This is a genomic window from Janibacter melonis, from assembly GCF_003721155.3.
GTDB lineage: Bacteria > Actinomycetota > Actinomycetes > Actinomycetales > Dermatophilaceae > Marihabitans > Marihabitans melonis.
Map to the genome: position 1 here is coordinate 3115486 of NZ_CP044548.2, position 24797 is coordinate 3140282.

At 72.1% G+C, this 24797-nt stretch carries 26 protein-coding genes; 15 read left to right on the forward strand and 11 right to left on the reverse strand.

All coding sequences use genetic code 11. The annotated features are described in order from the left end of the window. The first annotated feature begins 38 nt into the window (after nucleotides 1-38). The 4 genes from EEW87_RS14945 (at nucleotide 39) to EEW87_RS14960 (ending at nucleotide 3026) form a co-directional block, all read left to right on the forward strand. Nucleotides 39-761: a DUF4304 domain-containing protein gene (locus EEW87_RS14945; RefSeq protein WP_163562476.1), complete on the forward strand. Its 723-nt coding sequence runs from the start codon at nucleotides 39-41 to the stop codon at nucleotides 759-761. Between the two features lie 253 nt (nucleotides 762-1014). After that, nucleotides 1015-1488, forward strand: a complete 474-nt coding sequence (locus EEW87_RS14950) for an RNA polymerase sigma factor (RefSeq protein ID WP_163562477.1) — start codon at nucleotides 1015-1017, stop codon at nucleotides 1486-1488. Then, entirely contained in the window at nucleotides 1488-2495 is a 1008-nt protein-coding gene (locus EEW87_RS14955) for a hypothetical protein (protein WP_123091410.1), read from the forward strand. Before EEW87_RS14950 ends, EEW87_RS14955 begins: the two co-directional genes overlap by 1 nt. Nucleotides 2496-2669: 174 nt before the next feature. Further along, complete coding sequence (locus EEW87_RS14960) at nucleotides 2670-3026, forward strand: hypothetical protein (RefSeq protein ID WP_123091408.1); 357 nt, start codon at nucleotides 2670-2672, stop codon at nucleotides 3024-3026. Between the two features lie 57 nt (nucleotides 3027-3083). On the opposite strand, the gene EEW87_RS14965 is transcribed toward EEW87_RS14960, so the two are convergent. Further along, nucleotides 3084-3506, reverse strand: a complete 423-nt coding sequence (locus tag EEW87_RS14965) for a hypothetical protein (RefSeq protein ID WP_148041548.1) — start codon at nucleotides 3504-3506, stop codon at nucleotides 3084-3086. A 668-nt stretch (nucleotides 3507-4174) separates the two neighbouring features. Further along, complete coding sequence (locus EEW87_RS14970; RefSeq protein WP_163562478.1) at nucleotides 4175-4351, reverse strand: hypothetical protein; 177 nt, start codon at nucleotides 4349-4351, stop codon at nucleotides 4175-4177. Between the two features lie 133 nt (nucleotides 4352-4484). On the opposite strand from EEW87_RS14970, the gene EEW87_RS14975 reads away from it, so the two are divergent. The 4 genes from EEW87_RS14975 (at nucleotide 4485) to EEW87_RS14990 (ending at nucleotide 7388) form a co-directional block, all read left to right on the forward strand. Further along, complete coding sequence (locus EEW87_RS14975; protein WP_123091405.1) at nucleotides 4485-4673, forward strand: hypothetical protein; 189 nt, start codon at nucleotides 4485-4487, stop codon at nucleotides 4671-4673. Nucleotides 4674-4733: 60 nt separating this feature from the next. Next, nucleotides 4734-5063, forward strand: coding sequence for a hypothetical protein (locus EEW87_RS14980; RefSeq protein ID WP_148041547.1), 330 nt, complete (start codon nucleotides 4734-4736; stop codon nucleotides 5061-5063). A 100-nt stretch (nucleotides 5064-5163) separates the two neighbouring features. Next, nucleotides 5164-5382, forward strand: a complete 219-nt coding sequence (locus EEW87_RS14985; RefSeq protein ID WP_123091403.1) for a hypothetical protein — start codon at nucleotides 5164-5166, stop codon at nucleotides 5380-5382. 479 nt (nucleotides 5383-5861) lie between these two features. After that, on the forward strand, nucleotides 5862-7388 hold the full coding sequence (locus tag EEW87_RS14990; RefSeq protein ID WP_163562479.1) for a hypothetical protein: 1527 nt from the start codon (nucleotides 5862-5864) through the stop codon (nucleotides 7386-7388). Nucleotides 7389-8261: 873 nt separating this feature from the next. Here the strand turns inward: EEW87_RS14990 and EEW87_RS14995 are convergent. After that, a complete protein-coding gene (locus tag EEW87_RS14995) occupies nucleotides 8262-8531 on the reverse strand; it encodes a hypothetical protein (RefSeq protein ID WP_123091399.1) in 270 nt (89 codons plus the stop codon). A 34-nt stretch (nucleotides 8532-8565) separates the two neighbouring features. Next, complete coding sequence (locus EEW87_RS15000; protein WP_123091398.1) at nucleotides 8566-9660, reverse strand: hypothetical protein; 1095 nt, start codon at nucleotides 9658-9660, stop codon at nucleotides 8566-8568. Between the two features lie 180 nt (nucleotides 9661-9840). On the opposite strand from EEW87_RS15000, the gene EEW87_RS15005 reads away from it, so the two are divergent. Both EEW87_RS15005 and EEW87_RS15010 read left to right on the forward strand, forming a co-directional pair. After that, the gene (locus tag EEW87_RS15005; RefSeq protein ID WP_123091397.1) at nucleotides 9841-10380 is read left to right on the forward strand and encodes a DUF1990 family protein; all 540 of its coding nucleotides are present in this window, start codon (nucleotides 9841-9843) and stop codon (nucleotides 10378-10380) included. A gap of 54 nt (nucleotides 10381-10434) precedes the next feature. After that, nucleotides 10435-10809 (forward strand): hypothetical protein, encoded by a 375-nt coding sequence (locus EEW87_RS15010; protein WP_123091396.1) that lies wholly within the window; start codon nucleotides 10435-10437, stop codon nucleotides 10807-10809. Nucleotides 10810-10822: 13 nt separating this feature from the next. Here EEW87_RS15010 and EEW87_RS15015 read toward each other — a convergent pair whose 3' ends face one another. Together EEW87_RS15015 and EEW87_RS16870 are read right to left on the reverse strand one after the other, a co-directional pair. Beyond that, on the reverse strand, nucleotides 10823-11320 hold the full coding sequence (locus EEW87_RS15015) for a LytR C-terminal domain-containing protein (RefSeq protein ID WP_123091395.1): 498 nt from the start codon (nucleotides 11318-11320) through the stop codon (nucleotides 10823-10825). Between the two features lie 2 nt (nucleotides 11321-11322). Then, nucleotides 11323-11622, reverse strand: coding sequence for a type II toxin-antitoxin system VapB family antitoxin (locus EEW87_RS16870; RefSeq protein ID WP_068272770.1), 300 nt, complete (start codon nucleotides 11620-11622; stop codon nucleotides 11323-11325). Between the two features lie 105 nt (nucleotides 11623-11727). On the opposite strand from EEW87_RS16870, the gene EEW87_RS15020 reads away from it, so the two are divergent. Then, nucleotides 11728-13305: a helicase HerA-like domain-containing protein gene (locus tag EEW87_RS15020; protein WP_068272773.1), complete on the forward strand. Its 1578-nt coding sequence runs from the start codon at nucleotides 11728-11730 to the stop codon at nucleotides 13303-13305. 16 nt (nucleotides 13306-13321) lie between these two features. Here EEW87_RS15020 and nadC read toward each other — a convergent pair whose 3' ends face one another. The 5 genes from nadC to EEW87_RS15045 form a co-directional block, all read right to left on the reverse strand. Further along, nucleotides 13322-14206: a carboxylating nicotinate-nucleotide diphosphorylase gene (gene nadC / locus EEW87_RS15025; protein WP_123091394.1), complete on the reverse strand. Its 885-nt coding sequence runs from the start codon at nucleotides 14204-14206 to the stop codon at nucleotides 13322-13324. Next, nucleotides 14206-15687, reverse strand: a complete 1482-nt coding sequence (locus EEW87_RS15030) for an L-aspartate oxidase (RefSeq protein ID WP_123091393.1) — start codon at nucleotides 15685-15687, stop codon at nucleotides 14206-14208. Before EEW87_RS15030 ends, nadC begins: the two co-directional genes overlap by 1 nt. Further along, entirely contained in the window at nucleotides 15684-16700 is a 1017-nt protein-coding gene (gene nadA, locus EEW87_RS15035; protein WP_123091392.1) for a quinolinate synthase NadA, read from the reverse strand. The genes EEW87_RS15030 and nadA overlap by 4 nt, the downstream gene beginning before the upstream one ends. A gap of 377 nt (nucleotides 16701-17077) precedes the next feature. Next, nucleotides 17078-17956 (reverse strand): NUDIX hydrolase, encoded by an 879-nt coding sequence (locus tag EEW87_RS15040; protein WP_123091391.1) that lies wholly within the window; start codon nucleotides 17954-17956, stop codon nucleotides 17078-17080. A gap of 33 nt (nucleotides 17957-17989) precedes the next feature. Next, nucleotides 17990-19222, reverse strand: a complete 1233-nt coding sequence (locus EEW87_RS15045; RefSeq protein ID WP_123091390.1) for an acetyl-CoA hydrolase/transferase family protein — start codon at nucleotides 19220-19222, stop codon at nucleotides 17990-17992. A gap of 133 nt (nucleotides 19223-19355) precedes the next feature. On the opposite strand from EEW87_RS15045, the gene EEW87_RS15050 reads away from it, so the two are divergent. The 4 genes from EEW87_RS15050 to EEW87_RS15065 are packed head-to-tail and all read left to right on the forward strand — an operon-like array spanning nucleotide 19356 to nucleotide 24754. Then, nucleotides 19356-21212: a glycoside hydrolase family 3 protein gene (locus EEW87_RS15050; RefSeq protein WP_123091389.1), complete on the forward strand. Its 1857-nt coding sequence runs from the start codon at nucleotides 19356-19358 to the stop codon at nucleotides 21210-21212. A gap of 13 nt (nucleotides 21213-21225) precedes the next feature. Continuing rightward, on the forward strand, nucleotides 21226-22533 hold the full coding sequence (locus tag EEW87_RS15055; RefSeq protein WP_123091388.1) for an exo-beta-N-acetylmuramidase NamZ family protein: 1308 nt from the start codon (nucleotides 21226-21228) through the stop codon (nucleotides 22531-22533). Between the two features lies 1 nt (nucleotide 22534). Continuing rightward, nucleotides 22535-23857, forward strand: a complete 1323-nt coding sequence (locus EEW87_RS15060; RefSeq protein ID WP_123091387.1) for a serine hydrolase domain-containing protein — start codon at nucleotides 22535-22537, stop codon at nucleotides 23855-23857. Nucleotides 23858-23866: 9 nt separating this feature from the next. After that, entirely contained in the window at nucleotides 23867-24754 is an 888-nt protein-coding gene (locus tag EEW87_RS15065; RefSeq protein ID WP_083968653.1) for a MurR/RpiR family transcriptional regulator, read from the forward strand. The last annotated feature ends 43 nt before the right edge of the window (nucleotides 24755-24797 follow it).

Here is a 24797-nt window from a genome sequence, read left to right on the forward strand (position 1 = left end):
CCTCCTGACACGTGCGGACGACGTGGCACCCTGACGCCGTGCGAGCCAGAGACTCCCTGAAGCAGGCCCTACGTGACGACTTCGTACCCACCCTGCGCGCCGCCGGGTTCAAGGGCACCTACCCCACGTGGCGCCTGCACACCGGCGACACCGTCGCCGTCGTCACCGTCCTGGCCGGCCAGTACAACGAGGGCACCTACGGCACCTTCGAGGTCATGATGTCCGTAGTCACCCCTGCCTATAAGGAGTGGCTGGAGGCCAAGTACCTCAGACATGGGTGGAAGCCGAGGAAACCGGGCCGCGAGCAGGTCTGGGACGGCATCGCCCGCATGACGCTCACCCCGCTCAACCCACGCGACGGCCGCCACGACTGGACCATCGACTCCGTCGCCGACGCCCAGACCGCCGCCCGCCAGATGACCGAGACCCTCAACGCCGACCAGCTCGCCAACCTCCTGCGCCTGACCGACCCCGCCGAGCTCCTCACCGACCTCACTGCCATCACCAACCTCCCACTCACCAAGTTCCGAGACAACAGGTGGCACTGGGACACCGGCCGCCCGGACGCCCTGATCGCGCATGCCGTCCTGCTCAGCGACCACGGCGGCCCCGAGTTCGACGCCGCGTGCGAGCGACTCGAGCGATGGGAGAACCCCGACCCGCACCTGACCGGACTGACCCGCCATGTCGCCGACGCCGCCCAGTGGGCTCGAGCACGAGCCGCACGCCTCGCCGGGGAGCGGAAGGCGCTCACCAGCTAGCTGCCGAGGCCCCTCGACCCGGACCGACTCCTCGCGGTGGTCTCCGCAACTGACCGGCGTACCCGGCGGCATCGAGCGTTGGCCTGCGGTGCGCAATCCCCGGGGAGGAGCACCCCCACCTCCACCCATCTGGTGCACCCTCCGCGCGGGAGAGCGGAAGAATCCGGCTCGCCGGCCCGCCCAGGCACCGTGAAGCACGACTTCCCCGCGAAACGGAACCTTCACGCCCGCTGTGCGTGTCAGTGTCGTGACCGTGCACGACGAGCAAGCTCTCGAAGAGCTCTACGCCGCCCACTACCCCCGGCTGGTGGCGGAGCTCGCCCTGGTCACGGGGTCGGTCGCGGCAGGCGAGGACTGCGCCAACGAGGCCTTCACCCGCCTCGTCCTGCACTGGGAGAAGGTGTCCCGCTTCGAGCGTCCGGTCGCCTGGGTGCGCCGGGTGGGCTACCACCTCGCGGTCGACGAGTACCGCCGGCAACGGCGCCACGGACGACGACGCGAGGGCGACCCGGAGCCCGAGGTGCAGCCCGACCACGGCGACTACGCCGGCATCTGGTCAGCGATCCGCGACCTGCCCATCGCCCAGCGCGAAATCGTCGTCCAACGAGCCGCGCACGGCCTCACCAACGCCGAGATCGCCGACGCCCTCGATCTGCCGCTCGGCACCGTCAAGTCCCGACTCTCCCGAGCCCGGACCACCCTTCGCACCCGCCTGGGAGGCCTGTGATGGACCAGCAAGACCTCGAGGACGTCCGCCGCCTCCTCGCCCACGAGACCGACCGGGCGCAGGAGAGCATGCCGCCCTTCGCCACGCTGCTGACCGCAGCCACCACCCGCCGCCGCCGCCGTCGGGTAGCTGCGGTCGGTGTGTCCACCGCCGCAGCCATGCTCGTCGCCGGAGGCATCGCGGTCTCGCTGCCGCTCGGAGGTGGCACCGGCCCGATGCCGCCCTCCCCGGCGCAGCCCGCCGGGCCAAGCGCGCTCGCCTTCCCGTCCGTGCGCGCCGTGACCGCGACGACACCAGACTTCAGGGGCACGCTGCAGGTCACCCCGGCAGGATGTCCGGTCGTCTCACCGGTCCCCGGCTCGCGACTGCCGGCCGGCGGACCCTTCGGGCTGGTCGAGACCGGACCCGGCCGGTGGACTCTCGAAGAGGTCGACGGGCGGTGGGTCGTCAAGGACTCCTCCGGTGAGGAGGTGGTCGCAGAGGGCGACCGGGTTATCCTCGCGGGCGGGGTCGACCCCGGCAGCCCCGTCGAGGACGCCGACGCGTGCGGTGGGCTCCTGGACCGCGACGAGCGCCTCTTGGTGCTCGTGCAGCGTGACGAGTCGCCTCGGCTCGAGACCCCGACCGCCGCGAGCACCTCGCGGTGGAAGCCCACCTTCAAGAAGAACGCGAAGGGGGAGACCTACGGGTCGGGCGCGTACGCGATGAGTCCCGAGGAGGAGCCGGACCTCATGGCGGCCGTGGCGACGAACGGCAAGAGCGGGTACATCCGTACCTCCGAGCTCGAGGCCGCCGACCCGCCGCCCGCCAACCCGGAGGAGGCGGCGAAGAACGACGGACCGCTGCGCGACAGCGTCCCCGTCTACGAGTCCGACGGCACGACGATCATCGGGGAGTTCCGCTTCGGCGGCGGGGGCTCGGAGACGGCCACGCACACCTTCACCCGCCCCGACGGGTCGACGGTCATCGAGGAGACCGTCACTGAGACGGTCACGCCCCAGCCCTAGCCCAGGGCGCGTCGCATCACGATTCGCGACTTCTGGAGCCGACGGCGTCGGTGACGCACGCCTGCTAAGACCACCCGCGCCCCGACGAAGGGCATCGTCGTGTCCACCCGCCCGTCCAGCTCGACGTTGTGACCCTCGGCCGCGGGCTCCGCGATGGCACCCGACCCGCACCGCATGGACGCCGCCGAGGCCGTCACTGACCGGCTGGCCTTCCTCGACGCGCAGACCCAGCCACCCGGCGCGGCGCCCGCGCTCATCGTCACCGGTCCTCCGCAGCCCGACGACGGTTGGTGTCTGCGCGAGGCGCTGCTGGCTGTGATGTGCCCACCGCTGCTGACTCGCGGCTCGCGGGTCCTGCGCTCGACGACCGCTTCGCTGGCGCACCGCCTCGCCCAGGCGTGCCAAGCCCGGCAGCTGCGCGTCCTAGAGTGCCCGCTGAGCAACGAGCAGGTAGCGGCGCTGCCTCAGGCCTGGTCGCTCCGCCAGGACCTGAACGGGCAGATCGACGCGCTGATGGCGGCGACCACATAAGTGCGCCGGCCAGGCGGCGACCATCACTCGAGCCGTGCGGCTGATGGCCCTTCCGGATCAAGGAAGGGTCCAGTCCCCATCGCGCCGTCCCCGGCGCAGCACGTACCCGGCGCAGCATCCTCCCGTCAGGGCGGCGACGCACAGACTAGCCCTCAGGTCCACCAGGACTGGGTTGCTGCTGAAGATGAAGAACGGCAGCACGATGGGCAGGGAGGTCAAGGTGAGCGCGCCCACGATCGTCGCGATTCGTAGGAGCAGCCGGGGGAAGAAGTAGGAGATGACGAACCCGAGGGTGACCGCAGCCAGGGCGATGGGACCGCCGCCGGACAGCTCTTGATCCTCGGTGCTCGCCGAGACAGACAGAAGGGCTACAAGTGCCACCACCAGTGCGCGCTGGGCGACCGTCGCGGTCCGGCCCTCGCCCATCTGGTCGTGCGCGGACGTATCCCCAGGTTCGGGGGTGCTACTCGACTGGTTCACCGGCCACAGGGTACGGATGAGCAAGCCCGCCGGTCCTGCACACGAAGCAGTCTGGCCCGCTAGCGGGACCTCCGCGTACCGGGCCACTGCCACGCGCGGGGTGCCCCGGAGACGGGGTCTGCTTCGAATAGAACCCCTTCGTCCCACTTGAGCCATTACGCATGGGGGTGGTCGGTGACGCACGCGCGTTGACGGAGGCGCGGTCACGGAGGTCCCCCTGCATGGCGTCCCACCGAGCAGCGCCTGCGCGTGCTGATTCTCAACGTCGGGTTTCCGTGACCGCCCAGCGCGAGGAACGACTGGCAACCCTGACGCGGCTGAACGAGGTCTCGACGTCCATGTGCTGTGCCTGCAGGATGATCCGTGGTGCAGAGGGCGATGTCCGCGGGCTCAGGTCCTTGGGCCTCCGGGGTCTGCTGGGTCTCGTTGCCGTCGGCGCAGGTCGCGCTGGGTAGCGACGATGTTGCTCCAGAGCCCGATGGACACCAGCACGGTCAAGATCACCACGACGCTCAACGCGACCTTGATCCATGACGCATCTGGGAAGGCCGCGCGCAGGACCCACCAGGTCCCCCACAATCCGAACAGCGCCACCGACCACAAGCAGCCCGAGCGCCGCTGCGCGGGTGAGGGAGTCGGGTCGTTGACCTCCCACCGCGACGGCCCGCTCACCGCTGGGTGTCCTTGAACCAGGTGAAGAACGCCGTCATGGTGCACGCGAACATCGCCACGGTCAGGATCGAGTTGACCCACACCGCCGCCTCGCCCTGCCACCAGATCCGCGACAGCTGCAGCGCCCCCATGAGCACGAAACTCGCGACCAACCACTTCATCGCCTTCGACATGCCGGGCAGTCAAGCAGGCGACGGGGGCGCAGCGGGGCCTGCGCGGGCGCCGACGGGCCATCCCATCGTCCGCAGCACCGCGGCGGCCAGCCGTATCCGACCAACGCGCGGTCGGTCGCACCACCGTCGCGTCATGGGCCCCGACAGCTACCTCGCATTCGGCATCTCCATGGTGGTGTTCGCCGTGACGGGGCTCCTTGTCGGCGTCGTGTTCGACCTGACGGGCATCGGTGCGAACTGGACCGTGTCGATCACGATGGCCGTGTGCGGGACGCTGATGGGGGCGACGGCACTGGCCATGTGGGTCCGGCAACGCCGCTAGACCCTCCCTGATGTACCGCGGTGGATGCGAGCGATGGTCGCGCAGCAGAGGAGGAGCCGGATGGACCGCACCAGCAGCGGCGGTGACAGCCGCGCAGGTGAGCCGGCCAGCAGGCTGGAACGCGAGGAAGAGGAGCAGCGACGTATGTCGCGGAGGTCGGTGTCCCTCGTGCTGTCTGTGCTCGGTCTGCTGATGTCGCTGGTCATCCTCGGTCTGCTGACCGTCGATGGCGCAGGCCCGGTGAACGTGGCGCTCATGGCAGCGAGCTACATCCTTGCTGGTGGGGTAGGGGTCTATGCCGCTCTGCGCCGTCAGCGTCAGCTGGATGCCGAGCGTGGTGACGGGCCAGGCAGCGTGCGGCGCGGTCCTGGAAGCGGGGAGATGACGTGATGGGCCAAGCGGGCAGGGACTCCGCGCCTCGTGTTCAGACCCAACCTCGAACGCACGACGGGTACGGGCCGCGAGACCGTGGAGTGGGTGACGAGCTGTCATGGCGGGTGCGACGCGTGCCGGTGGCGGCCTGACGTTCGTGTGGGTGCTGTCCATCGTGTTGGTGACGGTCGGAACGGTCGTCGCTGTCGTGCATGGGGTGTGGCTGGTCGCAGCTGGTGGTGCCGTGATCCTGATGTTCGGGTGGGTGAGCGGCAGCTGGGTGCGCGCGGCCACCGTCGAATCTAGGTGGGTGACCGTCTGGCCTGGACGGATGTGACGCTTCGATCAGCTCGGCCTCGTCAGCGCCCACCGTGCCGTGGTCCTGCCAGGATCATGGGTGCGTTGCGATACGAAGGGGGCCAGTGAGCCGTCAGGAACGGTGGGACCTCGAGCCTGCTCCGTCCGCCCGGTGGTGGGCCAGGCACTCGACCGCGATCAGTGTGGGGTGCGTCCTGATGATGATGGCCTCAGCTGTTCTGGCGGTGCTGTCGTTGGCGGACGGCGCTCGCCAGAGTGCGTTGGTGTGGGCCTTGATGAGTGCGGGATGGTCCAGCCCGCTGCTGAGCGTGCGGGGTATCGCGAAGAACGTTCGGGCGTACGACGAGCGGAAGAACGGCGAGGGCTGAGCGGTTGACGTGCGCCCGGCCCTTTGCTGGGTTCGAGGTGTGCGAGCGTGCGGTGTGTGCGCATACTTGCCGCGTCATCGTCGGGGTCGGGTGTGGAGTGTTCATGCGGGGTTGGGTTTTCGGGCGGGCTGTGGCTGCAGGCGCGGTAGTCGCGATGGGGATCGGTGCACTCGGTGTGGGCGTCGCGCCTGCGGCATCGGCCGGTGAGGCGTGGGTCGCTCGTGAGGTGCCGATTGCAGGTGGGGCCGTGCTGAACGTGGGGACCTACCAGGAGGGGCTGGTCCTCGGGTCGAGGATGAAGGCGGGCTACAGCCCTTATGGGGTGGCCGTGGTGTACGACATGGCGTCCGGGGAGCTGCGTGAACTGGGCACCCTGCCTGGCCAGCAGAGCTCGATGGCGACGGGTATCAGCGGCAGGATCGTGACCGGCGTGAGCTACGACGAGAACCGGGAGAACGAGCCGTTCGTGTACGACCTGGACACCGGAGTGATGCGACCGCTGACCGGTCAGGTGCGCGATTCCGGGTCGATCACGGACATCTCGGGAAATCGAGTTGTGGGGTACTACTCCTCCGACTTCGAGTACCGCGGCTTCATCTACGACCTCACCACCGGGACCACGCAGGACATCCCAGCGCTGCCTGGTAGCAAGTACACCCTCCCATCGCAGATCGAAGGTGACTGGGTGATCGGGAAGTCGGGCCGCGCGTTCGCCTACAACGTCGCGACGAAGGAGCTGCGAGACCTAGGCGTGCTGCCCGGTCACACGTCCTCGGCCGCCACGGCGATGTACGGGACGACGGTCGTGGGCCGATCGGGTGGAATCGAGGACCAGGCTGCGACCATCACGACCCTTGGCTCGAAGCAACCGACGCGGCTGCCTGGGCTGCCCTCGGATCTGCGATCGAGCGCAGGTCCGATCAATGCCTCGTGGATTGCCGGGTCGGTGGGTTATCGCACGCCCTGGGTTGCCAGCCGCAAGACCGGCGAGGTGACCTACCTGCAATCACCGCCAGGTGACGACGGGCTGCAGGTGATCGGTATGGACGGTGACGTCATCGCTGGCGCGCCCGCAGACCTTCGTGCTGTGGACCGGTTGACGCTGTGGGAGAGGCGTCCAGCAGTGGACCGAGTCACCCCGTCGATCGGCGGCACGGCTCGTGTCGGGTCTAAGTTGTGGGCCTACGCGGGCCCGTGGGGGCCTGAGGGAGTGAGTGTCTCCTACCAGTGGTACCGCGACGGCAAGGCCATCGCGGGAGCGACCGGCCGTACCCGGCTGCTCACGACGATGGACGCGAAGTCGCGCATGAGCGTCGAGGTCACCGGTCGCAAGGCTGGCCTCGCATCCCAATCGGCGACCTCGACACCGACCAGCCGAGTCGCGCTCGGAGTCCTCAGAGCACCCACACCGACCCTGTCAGGAACGCCTCGGGTGGGATCAACGCTCAGGCTCTACCGTGGGGCGTGGTCTCCTCGTGGTGTCGAGCTCTCTCAGCGGTGGTACCGCGACGGCCGGATCATCTTCGGCGAGTTTGGCCCCACCCGGAAGGTGACCTCTGCAGATCGAGGCCACCGGATCACTGCCAAGGTCACGGGTCGACGGTTCGGGTATAGCAACCTGGTCAAGACCACGGCAGCAACGACCCGGGCTCGCTGAGAGCTCCCGCCGCTCCTCGAGCCGACTAATCACAGGCCCATCAGGTCACGGTCAGCAGCCCGACGGCTCAGTCGCGCTCGTACTCCGCGACAGCCCTACGTGCCCGTATGGCTGTCGCTCCGAGCGTGACGCACGGCAGCACGACCACGCCTCGCCACCACTGACCTGCGCCGTGCCGAGCAACGGTCATCGCCGTCAAGACGACCAAGAGCACCCCAAGCACTGACAACCCCACGACCAACGGAATGCAGTACGTGCTGAGCCACCGTTCCGTCCCGGTCGGAGGCTGCTGCTGGGGAGGGGCCATGGTGCAAGGTACCGAGCCCGACGGTGCCTGAGGCGGTCGTGAGCTGGCCCGTACCAGCGTCAGCAAGGGCGGGTGGGGTCGCCCAAGGTGAAGTTCTGCAGTCACGTCAGGCCCGGTATCCCGGGGATGCTCGAAGACCGTACGAGATGTGGGGGACGGTTTCGCGAAATGGGTGGGGGATGGCCTTCGAGCTAGTCTGCAGGCCCCGCCAGTAGCGGGGCCTGCAGGGGTTTCGTCATCGTCTCGCCAGCCAGCATCGCCGAAGCCCGGTGGACCGTCACGGTCCACCGGGCTTCGTCGTGCAGGGGGAGAGCTGAGGCCTATGCTCCGCAGACATCCCCCCTCCTGATCGGAGCGACGACGTCGACCTCATGGCTCAGGCACCCTGACGGCACTCTGTGTCGTCGACGAGTCCTAGCAGTCGTCCTGGGGCTGGTCTTCCTCGGCGTGGTCGCCGCCGGGGCGGCGGGCTACGTCTCCGGCCCGCTCTACTGGGGGCTGTACGTCGCTCCCGTCGCGGTGCAGGTGGTGCTGCCCTCCTGCCGCAAGCAAAGGACTGCGGTCGTCTAGAGCGCCAGTACCACCGAAGCCCGGTGGACCATCACGGTCCACCGGGCTTCGTCGTGCTGAAGGCGTGAGCTCGTCAGCGGTGGCTGCCGGCGCTCATCACGACGTTCGCCACGGTCAGGACGACCGCCACCACGAGTGCCAGGGAGCGCGACGAGGAGCATGACCATCAGGGCGGCGGTGGGGAAGGCGTACGCGGTGATCAGGAGCAGGCCTGCGCCTGCCGCGACCACCGACCAGGTGATGCGCTCACGCCGCCTGTCGTCCATCGCGGGACCCCGCCTCATCCGCGTCGGGCCTGACTCAACCGCGCACGACCCGGCGCACTACCGCGCCGGCGCCCAGGAGGAGCCCGCCGACGAGCACGAGCCCGCCGACCGGGCTGCGGTCGAGCGAGCCGCCGTCGGTCTGGACCACGGCGGGCACACGGGGGGCCTCGTCAGCCGGGTCGACCGTGCCCGGCGCGCCGTCGACGTCCACCGGGGTGACCGGGGGCGTCGGCTCCGAGGTCGTGTCGTCGCAGAACTCTACGTAGACCATTCCTTCGCCGAAGAAGAACTCCCCGGACTCGAAGCCGTCGATGATGACCCCCAGCTCGCTGATCAGCTGCAGCTCCTGGTCGGTGATGACGTAGTCGTCCGGATCCGCGACTCGTCCCCCAAGTGCTCGGGGGAGCTTCTTCAACGCGCTCTCGACGGACTTCTTCGTCAAATCGGTCCCCGTCGCAGAGCTCTCGAGCTCGCCCTCCTCGAGATCACCGGTGAGCCACGGGCTCGCCGCGCGCGAGTCCACACCGAACCATTCGTACTCGCCCTCAACCATCGTGAGGGTCGACGTGGCTCCCGGCGCGAGGGTCTCCTCGACGTAGCCCGTCGGCTCCCAGCTGGACCAGTCATCGAGCGTGACGGTCACCTCGCTGCTTGACGGGTTGGTGAGGGTCAGGCTTTCGCACTCGTCGCTCCTCACCTCGACGGACGGCTGTTCCACCTGCGGGCAGCCGGTGGCGTCAACCGTCACCACAACCGTGGTGGGGGTGCCTGTCGCCAGCACGTAGCCCTCGTCCGCCGTGACGTCGAGCGTCACGGACACCTCGTCATCCCAGATCGCGAAGGGATCCCCTTCAGAACCAGTGGACGCCAGGGCCACGAGCGCGCCGGGCAGCTCGACCCCCTCCGGGAGGATCACGCGCTCTCGCTCTGCGGTGAAGGAGTACGTCACGCCCTCGGTCTCCGGGATGAGGACAGTGTCCTGGCCGATCCCGCAGGTCTGGTCCGAGACGACCGGCGTGGCCGCGGTGACAGGCACCGGGTCGGCGGCGTGGGCGGTGGCGACCGGTGCCCCGAGCGTCAGCCCGGTGAAGGCGAGCAGGGTGGCGGCAGTTCGGGTGCGCGAGGGCATGAGGAGGTCTCCGGAGGAACAGGCCGTGGCGGGCGAAGGGGGTGGCGGGGCTCAACCTAGACGGTCCAGGACGATCTGACAGGCCGTCCTGAACTATTGCTCCGAATCGGTACCGACGCGGAGCCAGCACCGGTCCGACGACGGCGTCGCGGCCCGCCCGGACGCCATGATGGACCTGTGATGACCCTGCGGCCCGACCTCCCCTCCGCCCTGCGACGGGCCGCCGCGGAGCAGCCCGCTCCGGGGGTGGCGGGCTGGCTGACGGCACCGCCGCCGAGGACCCACCACGTCGAGCGCGTCCAGCCGCTGCCGGCCGGCGCGGACGTCGACCGCTGCGCCGATGCCCTCATGTCCTGGGGGATGCACCGCGACGCCGGGCTCCAGGTCGTCGCCGACCGGGATGTCGAGCTCGGCGCGACCGTCGTCCTCGGTCTGCGGCTCGGCCCGGTCGTCGCCGTCTCGCCCTGCCGCGTCACCTCCGTCGTGCGCGAGGACGGGCGCGTCGGCTTCGAGTACACGACCCTGCCCGGCCACCCCGAGACCGGCGTCGAGCGCTTCGAGGTCGTGCGCGACGAGCGCGGCGCGCGCGTCGAGATCTCCGCGGTGAGCCGGCCCGCCTTCGTCGGGAGCCGGGTCGCCCCCTTCGTCTCCCGTCGGGTGCAGGCCGCGATCACCGACCGCTACCTCGCGGCCGCGCTCGCGGCGGCCTCCGGCCGGTAGGGCGGGGGAGGGCTCCCCTTCGCGCGGCCGGGGCCGCTCTGGTTGGGTGGGGCCATGCGCGCACGAGCCACCGGATCCCTGCTGGCCCTCGCCCTGACGACCGCGGCGCTCGCCGGCTGCCAGGTCGACACGTGGTCGGAGAAGTGCACGACCGACACCCAGCTGCGCAGCTGCGAGATCTCCGTCTCGGGCGACAAGTTCAACGACCTGCCCTTCCCCGTCTCCGGACCTGTCCTCGGCAGCGTCGGCGACCGCTTCCGGCTCGAGTCGGCCACCGAAGGGGGAGCCGCCACCTTCTCCGCCGGGGGCACCGAGGGCGGCACCTACACGTGCGAGCAGGGGCAGAGCGTCTCCGTCGGGGACAGCTCGCTCGAGTGCCGCGCCGTGGGCGACGGCTCGCTCGACTTCACCATCAGCCGCGTGCGCTGACCCCCCGGCGCTCTCAGCAGCGGCGGGCGACGGAGAGGGGCTCGAGGTCCTCGAAGTCCTTGCCGACGACGACGTCGATGATCGAGCGCACGCGCTTGTCGCGGACCTTCTGCATCGCGCCGGCGTGCCGCCCGACGACCTTGACCTTCGGGGCGCCCTTGTCGCCGTAGCGGATGAGCCCGACCCCGCCGACGCGCCCGCCGTGGTAGTTCTCGATCTTGCGGATCTGGAAGCCGCGCTTGCGCAGGTCACGCGCGACCGATGCCGCGAGCCCGTCCCGGCCGGTGCCGTTGTAGACGTTGACGACGACGTCCTTCGGCTGGATCGCGCACACCGAGCTCGTCGACGCCGACGCGCCCGGCTGGCGACGGCCCTCCTCGTCGGCGCGGATGTAGCTCATCGCGTACCAGAAGGCGAAGAAGAGCAGGAGGAGCACGACGAGCACCGTGACGAAGGTGCGCCGTCCCTGCGACCGACCCCGGTCGGCCTCCTCGTAGTCCCCCCGCGCCATCGTCAGCCCTCGAGCTCCAGCACCCGTGCGTGGATCGTCGGACGCTGCTGCAGCGCGGCGCGCACCGCGCGATGGAGCCCGTCCTCGAGGAAGAGCCGGTCGCGCCAAGACACGACGTGCGGGAAGAGGTCGCCGTAGAAGGTCGAGTCCTCGGCGAGCAGGTTGTGCAGGTCCAGCGAGCTGCGCGTCGTCGTCAGCAGGTCCAGACGGATCATCCGCGGCGGGATCTGCGCCCAGTCGCGGGCGGAGTCGTACCCGTGGTCGGGGTACGGGCGCGAGTCGCCCACGGCCTTGAAGATCACGCCGCCACGATAGGGGCACGACCCGTCAGCGCCCACCCGGGGCGGGGCGCCGTGACCGACTCGTCACCACCCCTTCGCCCGCCGCTGTGTCCTACGCTCGGGCGGGTGACGACGACGCCGCTCCTCGACCAGATCCGCGCCGGCTACACCTTCGACGGGCCGGTGCTCGAGCTCGGCGCCGCCGTCGTCGACGGCGCGACCCATGCCGACACCCCCGTGCGCATCCCGCTGTCGGTGCTCAACCGTCATGGGCTCGTCGCGGGCGCGACCGGCACCGGCAAGACCAAGACGCTTCAGGTCATGGCCGAGCAGCTCGCGGCCCAGGGCGTCCCCGTCTTCCTCGCCGACATCAAGGGCGACCTCTCCGGTTTGGCGAGCCCGGGCGAAGGGGGAGAGAAGCTCACCTCGCGCGCGGCGGAGGTCGGGCAGACGTGGACCGCAGCGGGCTTCCCCACCGAGTTCCTCTCGCTCGGCGGCATGGGCAAGGGCATCCCCGTGCGCACGACGATCACGTCCTTCGGGCCGACGCTGCTCAGCAAGGTCCTCGGGCTCAACGACACCCAGGAGTCGAGCCTCGGCCTCGTCTTCCACTACGCGGACAAGCAGGGCCTGGCGCTGCTCGACCTCAAGGACCTGCGGGCGGTCATCACCCACCTCACGTCCGACGAGGGCAAGGAGGAGCTGAAGTCTCTCGGCGGCCTGTCGAAGGCCACGGCCGGGGTCATCCTGCGCAACCTCATCGCTTTCGAGGACCAGGGCGCCGACGTCTTCTTCGGCGAGCCCGAGCTCGACACGGCCGACCTCCTGCGGGTCGCGCCGGACGGCCGCGGGATGGTCACCTGCCTCGAGCTGCCCGCGGTGCAGGACCGCCCCCAGCTCTTCTCGACCTTCCTCATGTGGATGCTCGCCGACCTCTTCCACGACCTGCCCGAGGTCGGCGACGTCGACAAGCCCAAGCTCGTCTTCTTCTTCGACGAGGCGCACCTGCTCTTCGACGACGCGTCCAAGCCCTTCCTCGACGCGATCGAGCAGACGGTGCGGCTCATCCGCAGCAAGGGCGTCGGCGTCTTCTTCGTCACCCAGAGCCCGAAGGACGTGCCCTCGGGCGTGCTCGCCCAGCTCGGCAACCGTGTGCAGCACGCGCTGCGCGCCTTCACGCCGGAGGACAGCAAGGCGCTCAAGGCCGCGGTCTCGACCTACCCCCACACCGAGTACGACCTCGCCGAGCTGCTGACGACGCTCGGCACCGGCGAGGCCGTCGTCACCGTGCTCTCCGAGCGGGGCGCTCCCACCCCCGTCGCGTGGACGAAGATGCGCGCGCCCGAGTCGCTCATGGCTCCCAGCGCCGAGGGCGTCGTCGACGGCGCGATCGCCGGCTCGGCCCTCGCCCCGAAGTACGCCGAGCCGGTCGACCGGGAGTCGGCCTACGAGCTGCTCGCCGCCCGCCTGACGAAGGCGCCGACCCCCGAGCAGGCGCCGGCGCCGGCTCCCACCCAGCCGCCGGCGCCGCAGGGCGCCCCGCCGGCACCCGCACCCCGGGGCCGGGCGCCCAAGGAGCAGCCCGGGGTGGTCGAGCAGGTCGTGCAGTCCTCGGCCTTCCGCTCCGCGCTGCGCTCGGCCGGCACCGTCATCGGGCGCGAGATCACCCGCTCCCTCTTCGGCACCTCGCGCCGCCGCCGCTGACGGCCGAGGCCGGGCGCTACAGGTCGAGCGCGACGTCGAGCCACGGGGCGCTGTGGGTGAGCGCCCCCGCGGAGATGACGTCGGCACCGGCCTCGGCGAGCGCGCGGATGCTCGTCTCGGTGACACCGCCGGAGACCTCGACGAGCAGACCGCTGCGCGCGGAGCGGATCGCCGCCACCGCCGCTCGGACCTCGTCGGGCCCCATGTTGTCGAGCAGGACGACGTCGACGACCGGTCGAGCGCCCGCTGCGACCTGCTCGGACTCGATCGCGAGGAGCTCGTCGAGCTGGTCGAGGGAGTCGACCTCGACCTCCACCCGCGTCATGTGCCCCACCGGGCCCGGGCGTCGACGCACCCGCTCCAGCGCGGGTGCGAGACCGCCGGCGAGACCGAGGTGGTTGTCCTTGACCATGACCGCGTCGTCGAGCCCGAGGCGGTGGTTGGCACCACCGCCGTGGCGCACGGCCCGCTTCTGCGCGGCGCGCAGGCCCGGCACCGTCTTGCGGGTGTCGACGACGACCGCGCCCGTGCCCTCGACGAGGTCGACGAGCCGGGCGGTGGCGGTGGCGACCCCGCTGAGCAGGCCGACGAAGTTCAACGCCACCCGCTCGCCCGTGAGCAGCGAGCGTGACGGTCCCTCGACGTGCGCGACGACGTCGCCGGCGCTCACCCGGTCGCCGTCCTCCGACGAGAGCCGCACCCGCACCTGCGGGTCGACCTGCGCGTAGGTCTCGACGACGAAGTCGGTGCCCGAGACCACCCCGTCGGCCCGGGCGACGAGCGTCGCTTCGCCGCGGGCGTCGCGGGCGATCGTCGCGAGCGAGGTGATGTCGCCGAGCGTGCCGAGGTCCTCGTCGAGAGCGGCCCGGACGAGCGGCGCGACGTCGCGGGGGGCCGTCATCACGCCACCGCCGGGGCGGGGGCGTCGGCGCGCAGGTGGGCCCCGAGGCTCTCGCGGCGGGCCAGAGCCCGGCGGGCGACGAGCCCGCCGAGGAGGGCGTCGTCGCCGGGCAGGTCGTCGAGCCGGCCGATGGCCTGCGCGAGGCCGTCGGCGTCGCGCACGACACCGACGAGGTCGGACATCACGGCGCGCACCTCGACCGAGGCGATCTCCGGCGACGTGGGCGAGCCGCGTCGTCCGTCGACGGGCGCGAGGGTGGTCGTCCGCTCGGGCGGCACCGGGTCGACGCGGTCCGTGGCCCATGAGGCGGTCCGCCCGGGCCAGCAGGCGGCGTCCTGCGCGACCGCAGTGCCCATCACCCCCGCCTCGAGCAGCGAGTTCGAGGCCAGCCGGTTGGCCCCGTGCAGACCGGTGCACGCGACCTCTCCGCACGCCCAGAGCCCGGGCACGTCGGTACGGCCGCGGGCATCGGTGAGCACGCCGCCCATCTGGTAGTGGGCGGCGGGGCGCACCGGCAGGAGGTCGCGTGCGGGGTCCAGCCCCATGTCGGCACACCGCTGCGCGAGGCCGCGGAAGTGCTCGAGCAGGTCGGGGACGTGGCGGCAGTCGAGCGCGACCTGGCGCCCGAGCACGCGCTCGCGGTGGACCGCGGCGGCGACGACGTCGCGCGGGCTCACCTCGTCGACGAAGCGTCGCCCGTCGGAGAGGAGGTGAGCGCCGGCGCCACGGACCGCCTCGGTGACCAGCGGCAGGGGAGCCCCCGAGCCGCCGCCGACGTCGAGGCTCGTGGGGTGGAACTGCACGAGCTCGAGGTCGGCGAGCCGGGCCCCGGCACGTCCGGCGAGGACCACCCCGCTGCCCCAGGAGCCGAGCGGGTTCGTCGTGTCGCGGTAGAGGGCGGCGCCGCCACCCGTCGCGAGCACGACGCGGCGGGTCCGCAGCTCCAGCGGACCGTCAGGATCCAGCACGAGGACGCCGGCGACGCCGTCGTCGTCGACGAGCAGCTCCAGCGCTCGCCCGCGGACGACGGCGACGTCGGAGGTGGCGGCGACCTGCGGCGCGAGGGTGTCGACGACCGCCGCTCCTGTGCGGTCGCCGCCGACGTGGCAGACCCGGTGCCGGCCGTGGCCCCCTTCGCGCCCGAGGGAGAGCTCACCGGAGGCGTCCCGGTCGAAGGGGACGCCGGCCGCCACGAGCTCGGCGACGAGAGCGGGGGCGGCCTGGGTCATCCGGGCGATCGTCGCGGTGTCACCGGCGAAGGACCCGGCCCGCGCGGTGTCGTCCGCGTGCTGCTGCGGGTCGTCCCCGGGGCCCACCGCCGCGGCGATGCCGCCCTGCGCCCAGGCGCTCGCCGTGCCCTCGCCGAGGCCGGCGGGGGCGACGACGATGCACGGGCCGCCGAGGTGACGGGCGACGCTCAGCCCGGCGAGCCCGGACCCCACGACGACCGGGGCGTCGGTCTCGACGACGCACGCGCTCACGACAGCTCCAGCATGCGCTCGACCGCGCGGCGGGCGGCCGCGGCGGTGGTCGGGTCGAGGACGATCTCCGGGCCGCCCGTCTCGAGGGCGAGACGGATCTTCGTGAGGGTCGACCGGCGCATGTGCGGGCAGATGTTGCACGGCTGGACGTAGTGCAGCCCGGGGTCGGCCGCGCGGATGTTGTCGGCCATCGAGCACTCGGTGATGAGAGCGACGTGCGGCGGTCGGTGGGCGGTCACGTAGTCGATCATCTGGGCCGTGGAGCCCGCGACGTCGGCGGCGGCGACGACCTCGGGCGAGCACTCCGGGTGCGCGAGGACGGTGAGCCCGGGGGTCTCGGCCCGCAGCTGCTCGACCTGCGCGACGTCGAAGCGCTCGTGCACCTCGCAGCGGGTCGGGTGGGTGATGACGTCGACCCCGGTCGCCCGTGCGACGTTGCGGGCGAGGTACTCGTCGGGGATGAGGATGACGCGGTCGACGCCGAGGTGGCGCACGACCCGCTCGACGTTGCCCGAGGTGCAGCAGATGTCGCTCACGGCCTTCACCGCGGCGCTGGAGTTGACGTAGGTGACGACCGGCACGCCCGGGTGCTCGGCCCGCAGGGCGAGGACGTCCTCGGCGGTGATGCCGTCGGCGAGCGAGCAGCCCGCGGTGATGTCGGGGACGAGCACGGTCTTCGCGGGGTTGAGCAGCTTCGCCGTCTCGGCCATGAAGGGCACGCCGGCGAGCAGGATGACGTCGGCGTCGACGTCCTGGGCACGCTGGGCGAGGAGCAGCGAGTCGCCGACGACGTCCGCGACCCCGTGAAAGATCTCCGGCGTCTGGTAGTTGTGCGCGAGGACGACGGCCCGCTTCGAGCGCTTGAGCTCCTGGATCGCGACGACGTCCTGCGCGAAGGTCGCCCACTCCGCCTCGGGGATGACGTGGCGCACCCGCTCGTAGACGTCGCGGGTCGCCTCGACGGCGTCGTGCGCAGGACGGGTCCCCGGGGTGGGGAGGCTGGTGACGGACATCTGCAGCTCCTTCTGCTGACTATGAGCACATGCTCAGGTTGAGCATAAGCAGGGGAGGCGAGCCGCGGCAAGCCGGTGAGACCCGGGATGTCGGCAGATGCGTGGGTTGTGACTGGCGCGGGTGCCAACGTCTCGGGGGAGGGGTCCGGGATGCTGGCAGATGCGTGGGTTGTGACTGGCGCGGGTGCCAACGTCTCGGGGGAGGGGTCCGGGGCGTTGGCAAGTGCGTGGGTTGTGACTGACGCGGGTGCCAACGCCTCGGGGGAGGGGTCCGGGGCGTTGGCAAGTGCGCGGGTTGTGACTGGCGCGGGTGCCAGCTTCTAGGGGTGGGTTGGCGAGAGGGGTGGGTTGGCGAGAGGGGGCGACGGGGGAGGAGGTCAGCGGGTGCGGGGGCGGGGGAGCTTCGTGCCGACGTGGCGGCGCTCGGCGTGCACCTCGCTGCGGAAGCGGTAGAGCGCGGCGGGGCGGCCGCCGGTGTCGCGCTCGGTCTCGCCGGTGGGCTCGACGAGACCCAGCTGGTCCTGGACGGTCCGCCGGAAGTTCTGCTTGTGCAGGCGCTGGCCTGCGAGCGACTCGACCGTCGCCTGCAGCCCGCCGAGGGTGAAGTCCGGGGGCATGAGCTCGAAGATCACCGGTCGGTACTGCAGCGTCGAGCGCAGCCGGGCCAGGCCCGTCGCGAGGATGCGGCGGTGGTCGTGGAGCATCGCCGGCCCGAGGCCGTCGCCGTCGCCGTCGCGATCGCCGGACTCGGCGACGAGACCCGCCTCCCAGAGCAGCTCGTAGCGCTGGAGCACGAGCTCGGGGCGCCAGGCCCAGTCCGCCATGCCGAAGGCGTGCCGGGCCCGCTCGAGCCGCTCGGCGTCGTCACCGGCCCAGCGCAGCGCGCGCTCGCCGAGCTCGCGGGCGAGCTCGGGGACGCCGTCCCGGGCGTCCTCCCACGGCAGCAGGTCGTAGACGTCGAGCCAGCCGCGCTCCCCCTTCGCCCGCGTCAGTCCGAGGTAGGAGATGGCCACGGTGCGCCCCGCCCGGCCCGAGCGGCCGACGTCGGCGAAGGTGTAGAGCTGCTCGACGAAGCCGAGCTCGACCCCTTCGCGCTCGCGGGTCCACGCCCGCAGACCCGCCTGGAGGGAGCGGTGCTCCGGCTCGAGCGGTCCGTGGGGCAGGGCCGGCGGGGCGCCGGACGCCAGCACGCGGGGGCTCCCCTCGTCGACGCTGAGGATCACAGCGACGAGCTCGGCGGCGATGGAGGAGGGCACGGGCGCTATCTCAGCACGCGGCGAAGGGGGCCGTCACGCCAGCCCGAGGGCGGCGGCCTCCTCCCACAGCTCGTCGCGCACGCTCGGGTGGGCCGCCTCCTCGATGAGGTGGCGCGCCTGCGCGCGCTCGTCGTGGCCGGCGATCCAGGCGACGCCCTGCTCGGTGACGACGGCGCTGTGCTGGAAGGAGGTCACCGGCTCGTCGACGAGAGGGACGATCGTCGAGACGTCAGCGCGCGGGTGCCAGCTGCGCAGCGCCATGAAGGCGCGGCCGCCCTCGCTGTGCGAGGCCCCGACCGTGAAGTCGGTCTGCCCGCCGAAGCCGGAGTAGATGCGCGCCCGGATCCGCGAGGCGTTGGCCTGGTCGAGCAGGTCGACCTGCAGCGCCGTGTTGACCGAGGTCATCCGCGGCTGCTGGGCGATGCGGGCGGGGGAGTTCGTCGTCTCGGTGCGGGTCAGACGCACACGCGGGTTGTCGTGCACCCACGCGTAGAGCTCGGCGGTGCCGAAGACGAAGGAGGTGACGAGGGGGACGTCGGGGTCGAGCGCGCCGGCCTGCTCGAGGCGCAGCACGCCGTCGCCGAACATCTCGGTCCACACGCGCAGGCCGCGGCGCTGCGCGATGCCGGCCATGACGGCGTCGGGCACCTCGCCGATCCCGGCCTGGAGGGTCGAGCCGTCGCGGATCTCGGCGGCGACCCGCGCGCCGATGACCGCGGACGCGTCGTCGACCCCGGCGCGAGCCGGGTGGGTGAGCAGCGGTGCCTCGACCTCGACGAGGCCGTCGAGCAGGTCGACCGACAGCTCGGCGTCGCCGGAGGTCCACGGCATGCGCGGGTTGGCCATCGCGACCACCGGGGCACCGACGGCCCGGGCCGCCTCGACCGCGCCGGGGAGGATGTTGCACTCGAGGCCCAGGCTCACGCGGCCGTCGCGGGGCGGGGTCGTGTGGAGCAGCACGGCGTCGGGCCGCAGCGCGCCGTGGAAGAGGCGCGGCACCATCGACAGCCGGCTCGGCACGTAGGACAGGCGGGGATGGCGCCGGAAGCCCGGTCCGACGAAGGTCGTCTCCGGCACGACCCCGTCGTGGACCGGCAGCCCGGGCTGGGCGTTGAGCAGGTGCAGGCGGGCGCGGGGGAGGCGGGCGAGCACCGCCTCGACGAGCGGCACGGGTGTCGCGAAGTTGCCCGAGGCGACGACCCGGGGCTCGGCAGCCCCTCGTGCCTCGACGAGCGATGCGGCCTGGTCCAGGGTCATGGACTGCATGCACCCATCCTGCCCCGGCCCCGCGCCGCTCCGGTTGCGGGCCCGCTGTGCTGTGACTAACTTCCATCGAAGACGTATGACGCGTGAAATTTTCACGCACCCACCCGGTCGACGAAGACCCCCAGGAGGCGTCATGAGCCAGTACCGACCGTCCCGCCGCACCGTCGTCACGGGGAGCGCCGCCGCCGTCCTGGCCGCGGCCACCCCCGTCGGCCACGCCGTCGCCTCGCCGGGGCCGGGCGGCCCCGGGCACGGCGACGGCCGCCACCGGGCCTGGGCCCGCAAGACCCTGCGCGAGATGACCCTCGAGCAGAAGGTCGGCCAGCTCTTCGTCCAGCACGTCTACGGCTCGGACGCGACGACCCCCGACCAGCGCAACGTGCCGCTCTACGGCGTCGCCGCCCCCGCCGATGTCATCCGCCGCTACCACCTCGGCGGCGTCTGCTACTTCGCGTGGACCGACAGCGTGCGCGACCCCGAGCAGATCCTCGGGCTGTCCAACGGCCTCCAGCGAGCCGCGCTCGGCGCCGACCGCCAGGGCAGGGGTGGGCCCGGCCGCGGCAAGGGCGCACGCGTGCCGCTGACGATCTCGGTCGACCAGGAGCAGGGCGTCGTCACGCGCATCGGTCCGCCGGCCACCCAGCTGCCCGGGTCGATGGCGCTCGGCGCGGGCCGCAGCGCGACCGACGCCCGCACGGCCGCCGCGATCACCGGTCGCGAGCTGCGGGCCATGGGCATCACGACCGACTTCGCCCCGGTGTGCGACGTCAACGTCAACCCGCTCAACCCCGTCATCGGGACCCGCTCCTTCTCCTCGCGCCCCGAGCTCGCCGCCGAGATGGTGCGCGCGCAGGTCCGCGGCTACCAGCGCGACGGCTCGGTCTCCTCCTCGGGCAAGCACTTCCCGGGCCACGGCGACACGGCGACCGACAGCCACGTCGCCTTCCCCGTCATCACGCACAGCCGCGAGGAGTGGGAGGAGCTGGACGCTCCCCCCTTCGTCGCCGCGATCGCCGAGGGCATCGACATGATCATGACCGCGCACCTGGCGATGCCGGCCTTCGACGACTCGGGCGACCCGGCCACCCTCAGCCGGCCGATCCTCACCGGTCTGCTGCGCGAGGAGCTCGGCTACGAGGGCGTCATCATCACCGACTCCCTCGAGATGGAGGGCGTGCGCCAGAAGTACGGCGACGCCGAGGTCGCGGTCCGTGCCCTCGAGGCCGGCGCCGACCAGCTGCTCATGTCGCCCGCGCTGCAGAAGGCGCTCCCGGCCGTCGTCGCCGCCGTCGAGAGCGGACGGATCAGCCGCCGCGAGCTCGACGCGAAGGTCACCCGCGTCCTGCTCATGAAGGCCCGCCGGGGCGTCGTCGACCACCCGTACGCCGACCCCGCCCGTCTCTCCTCCGTCGTCGGCACCCCGCGCAACCTCGCGGCCGCCGACGCCATCACCGACCGCACGACGACCCTCGTCACCAACGCCGACGGCGTGCTGCCGATGACCGCGGCGGGGTCCACGGTGCTCGTCACCGGGTGGGGGGCGACGACGACGAAGACCGTCGCCGACGAGCTCACGGCGGCCGGTGCCACGACGACGCTGTCGACGACGGGTGCCTCGCCCACCGACGCGCAGATCGCCTCCGCAGTCGCGGCGGCGCGCGGCAAGGACGCCGTCGTCGTGCTGACGATGAAGGCCTGGGACACCGCCGTCACCGACAAGGCCCGCGGTCAGCAGAAGCTCGTCGCCGCGCTGCAGGCCAGCGGCGTGCCGACCGTCGTCGTCGCCGTGCGCGACCCCTACGACATCGCCCACCTCGGTGACGTCCCGACCTACCTCGCGACCTACGCCTATAACGCCGTCGCGATGGGAGCCCTCGTGCGGGTGCTCACCGGCGAGGTCGAGCCCACCGGCACCCTGCCCGTCGACATCCCCGCCGCCGACGACCCCGGCACCGTCCTCTACCCCTTCGGCCACGGCCTTCGCTACTGATCAGGAGCACGTGATGAGCACCCCCAGCAGACGACTCTTCATGGCCGGCGCCGGCGGCACCGCCGTCGCCGCCACCGCGGGCGCGGTCCCCGCGGCCGCCCACGGCCGCCCCGGCGGGCGCCGGGTGCGCACCGGCGCCGACATCGCCGCCGCGAGCGGGTGGTCGACCCTGCGCGGCCAGAAGGTCGGCGTCATCACCAACCCGACGGGGGTCACGGCCGACCTGCGCTCGATCGTCGACGTCATGCACGAGTCGGGGCAGGTCGACGTCGTCGGCGTCTTCGGCCCGGAGCACGGCTTCCGCGGCACCGCGCAGGCCGGCGAGTCCGAGGGCACCTCGGTCGACCCCCGCACCGGCATCACCGTCTACGACGCGTACGGCGCCGGGCCGGACGCGCTGACGACGATGTTCCGCACCGCGGGCGTCGAGACCGTCGTCTTCGACATCCAGGACGTCGGCTCGCGCTTCTACACCTACATCTGGACGATGTACACGGGCATGCGCGCCGCCCACCGCGTCGGCGCCCGTTTCGTCGTCCTCGACCGGCCCAACCCGATCGGCGGAGTGGCGCGGGGTCCGATGATGACGGAGAAGTACACGTCGGGCGTCGGTGCCGAGGCGGTCGTCCAGGCCCACGGCATGACCGTCGGCGAGGTCGCGCGGTACGCGAACCGTCACTTCATGGACGAGGACGAAGGGGGACGCCTCGCCGACCTCGACGTCGTCGAGTGCACGGGGTGGCGGCGCGACATGCTGCACGCCGACACCGGACTGCACTGGGTCATGCCGAGCCCGAACATGCCGACCGCCGACACCGCCCTGCTCTACCCGGGCACGGGGATGTTCGAGGGGACCAACCTCAGCGAGGGCCGTGGCACGACCCGCCCCTTCGAGCTCGTCGGGGCGCCCTACGTCGACCACCGCTGGGCCGAGCGCCTCGAGCGGGCGGACGTGCCCGGCGTGCTCTTCCGCGAGGCGTACTTCACCCCGACCTTCTCCAAGCACTCCGGTGCCGTCTGCGGCGGGGTCCAGGTGCACGTCACCGACGCCGCGAAGGTCGACCCGATCCGGGTGGGCGTCGAGATGCTTGTCGCCCTCAGGGCCCTCTACCCCGACTTCGCGTGGCGCCAGGACAGCTGGGACACCGCCCGGCCGTACTGGATCGACAAGCTCACCGGCTCGACCCGCCTGCGCGAGATGGTGACGGCCGGGTCCTCGGCCCGCGAGGTCATGGCCGCGTGGCGCTCCGAGCTCGCCGACTTCGAGCGGCGCCGTCAGCCCGTGCTGCTCTACCCGGGCCCGCGTCGGGCGGGGCGCTGAGATGGCCGCCGTGGGCCGGCGCGCCGTGCTCGCGTCGATGGGCGGCGCAGGGGTGACCTTCCTCGGCGCCGGGCCCTCCCTCGCCGGCGGGGGGCGTCGGCCGGAGGTGCTGCGTCCCGGGCGCCCTCACCACGTCGGGCTCGACCCGGCGCCGATCGAGGCGGCCCGGGCGGCGATCCGCGGGTACATGGAGCCGCAGGCGAACGGCTACCCGATGTACCCCGGGGCCGTCGGCCTCATGGCGCACCGCGCCCGCGTCGTCGCCGTCGAGGTGTGCGGCGACGCCGTGCGCTACGCCGACGCGACGACCGAGCTGCCCCCGCACGAGCGGGTCGAGATGCGCCGCGACACGGTCTTCGACCTCGCGTCGGTGAGCAAGCTCTTCACCTCGATCGCGGCCGTGCAGCTCATCGAGGAGGGACGCGTCGAGCTCGGTGCACCGGTCGCGCGCTACCTGCCCGAGTTCGCCGCCGGGGGCAAGGAGGGCGTGACCGTCCAGCACCTGCTGACGCACACGTCGGGCTTCGTCGCGTGGCTGCCGCTGTGGAGCGCCCACCCCGACCGCGCCGCGCGCATCGCCGCGGTGATGCGCCAGTCCACCCAGGACCCGCCCGGCACGGTCTACCGCTACTCCGACCTCAACCTCATCGCGCTCGGCGTGCTCGTCGAGCGGCTCCGGGGCAGGCCCCTCGACGTCGTCGTCCGTGACCGCATCACCCGCCCGATCGGCATGCGCAGCACGGGCTACACCCCCCGGCGCGCGTCTCGCTGCGCGGCGACCGAGTACCAGGCCTCGCCGCCGCGCGGGATGGTCCGCGGCGAGGTGCACGACGAGAACGCGTGGTCGCTCGGCGGCGTCGCCGGGCACGCCGGCGTCTTCTCCACCGTCGACGACCTGGCAGTGCTCGCGCAGGCCTTGCTCAACGGCGGCAGCTACCGCCGCGGGAGGATCCTGCGCCCGAGCTCGGTCGAGCTGCTCGTCACGGACTACAACGCCGCCTTCCCCGGCAACGCGCACGGGCTGGGCTTCGAGCTCGACCAGCCCTGGTACATGGACGCCCTGTCGGGCCCGCGCACCGCCGGGCACACCGGGTACACGGGCACCTCGCTCGTCGTCGACTTCTCCTCGCAGTCCTTCGCGATCCTGCTGACCAACCGCGTGCACCCGTCGCGGTCGTGGGGGAGCGTCAACCCCGCTCGGCAGGCGTGGGCGCGCGGCCTGGCGCTCGCCCAGGGCCGCGAGCCGCTGCCGTCGGCGCGGCGTGCGAGCGACCCGCCGGGCTACACCGCCCAGGACGCGGAGACCCGCGGCGCGGCGTCGTAGCGTATGGCCATGACGCGACGGCCCGAGGACCACGACCACCTCGGGACCTCGTTGCTCGTGCGTCTGCGCGGGGCGCGGCCCGGTCTCTCGCCCGCCGAGGACCGGGTCGCCGAGCTCGTCCTCGCCGACCCGCGCGCGGTCGCCGGCCTGACGATCTCCGAGCTCGCCGGGCAGGCCCGGACGTCGGAGACGACCGTCCTGCGCTTCTGCCGGCGGCTCGGTCTGCGCGGCTACCCGCAGCTGCGGCTCGCCCTCGCCGAGGAGTCGGCCCGCACCCCGGCGAAGGGGGTGGGCACCGGCGACATCAGCGCGCGCGACACCGTGCAGGACGTCATCGCGAAGGTCGCCTACGCCGACACCCTCGCCGTCGAGGAGACCGTCCAGCAGCTCGACGAGGCCTCGCTCGTCGCCGCCGCCGACGCGATCGCCGGCGCCGGCCGGGTCGACGTCTACGGCATCGCCGCCTCGGGGATCGTCGCCGCGGACCTGCAGCAGAAGCTGCACCGCATCGGCATCCCCGCCTTCGCCTGGCTCGACCCCCACCTCGCCCTGACGAGCGCGACGCTCCTCGGCCGCGGAGACGTCGCTGTGGGCATCTCGCACTCGGGCACGACGGTCGAGGTCCACGACGTGCTGAGCGCCGCCGCCGAGCGTGGTGCGCGCACCGTCGCCGTGACCAACCACCCGGGCAGCCCGCTCGCCAGGGCAGCCGACGTCGTGCTCACGACGGCGGCCCGTGAGACCGAGCTGCGCTCGGGCGCGACCGCGAGCCGGATCGCCGCGCTCACCGTCGTCGACTGCCTCTACATCCTCGTCGCGCAGCGCAACCTGCGTCGCGCGCGCCGAGCCGTCGAGGAGACGAAGCAGGCGGTCGCCCGCCGGCACATCCGCAACTGATTTACATCTGTTGCCGCCTCGATGTAAATCGTTTACGTTGCTC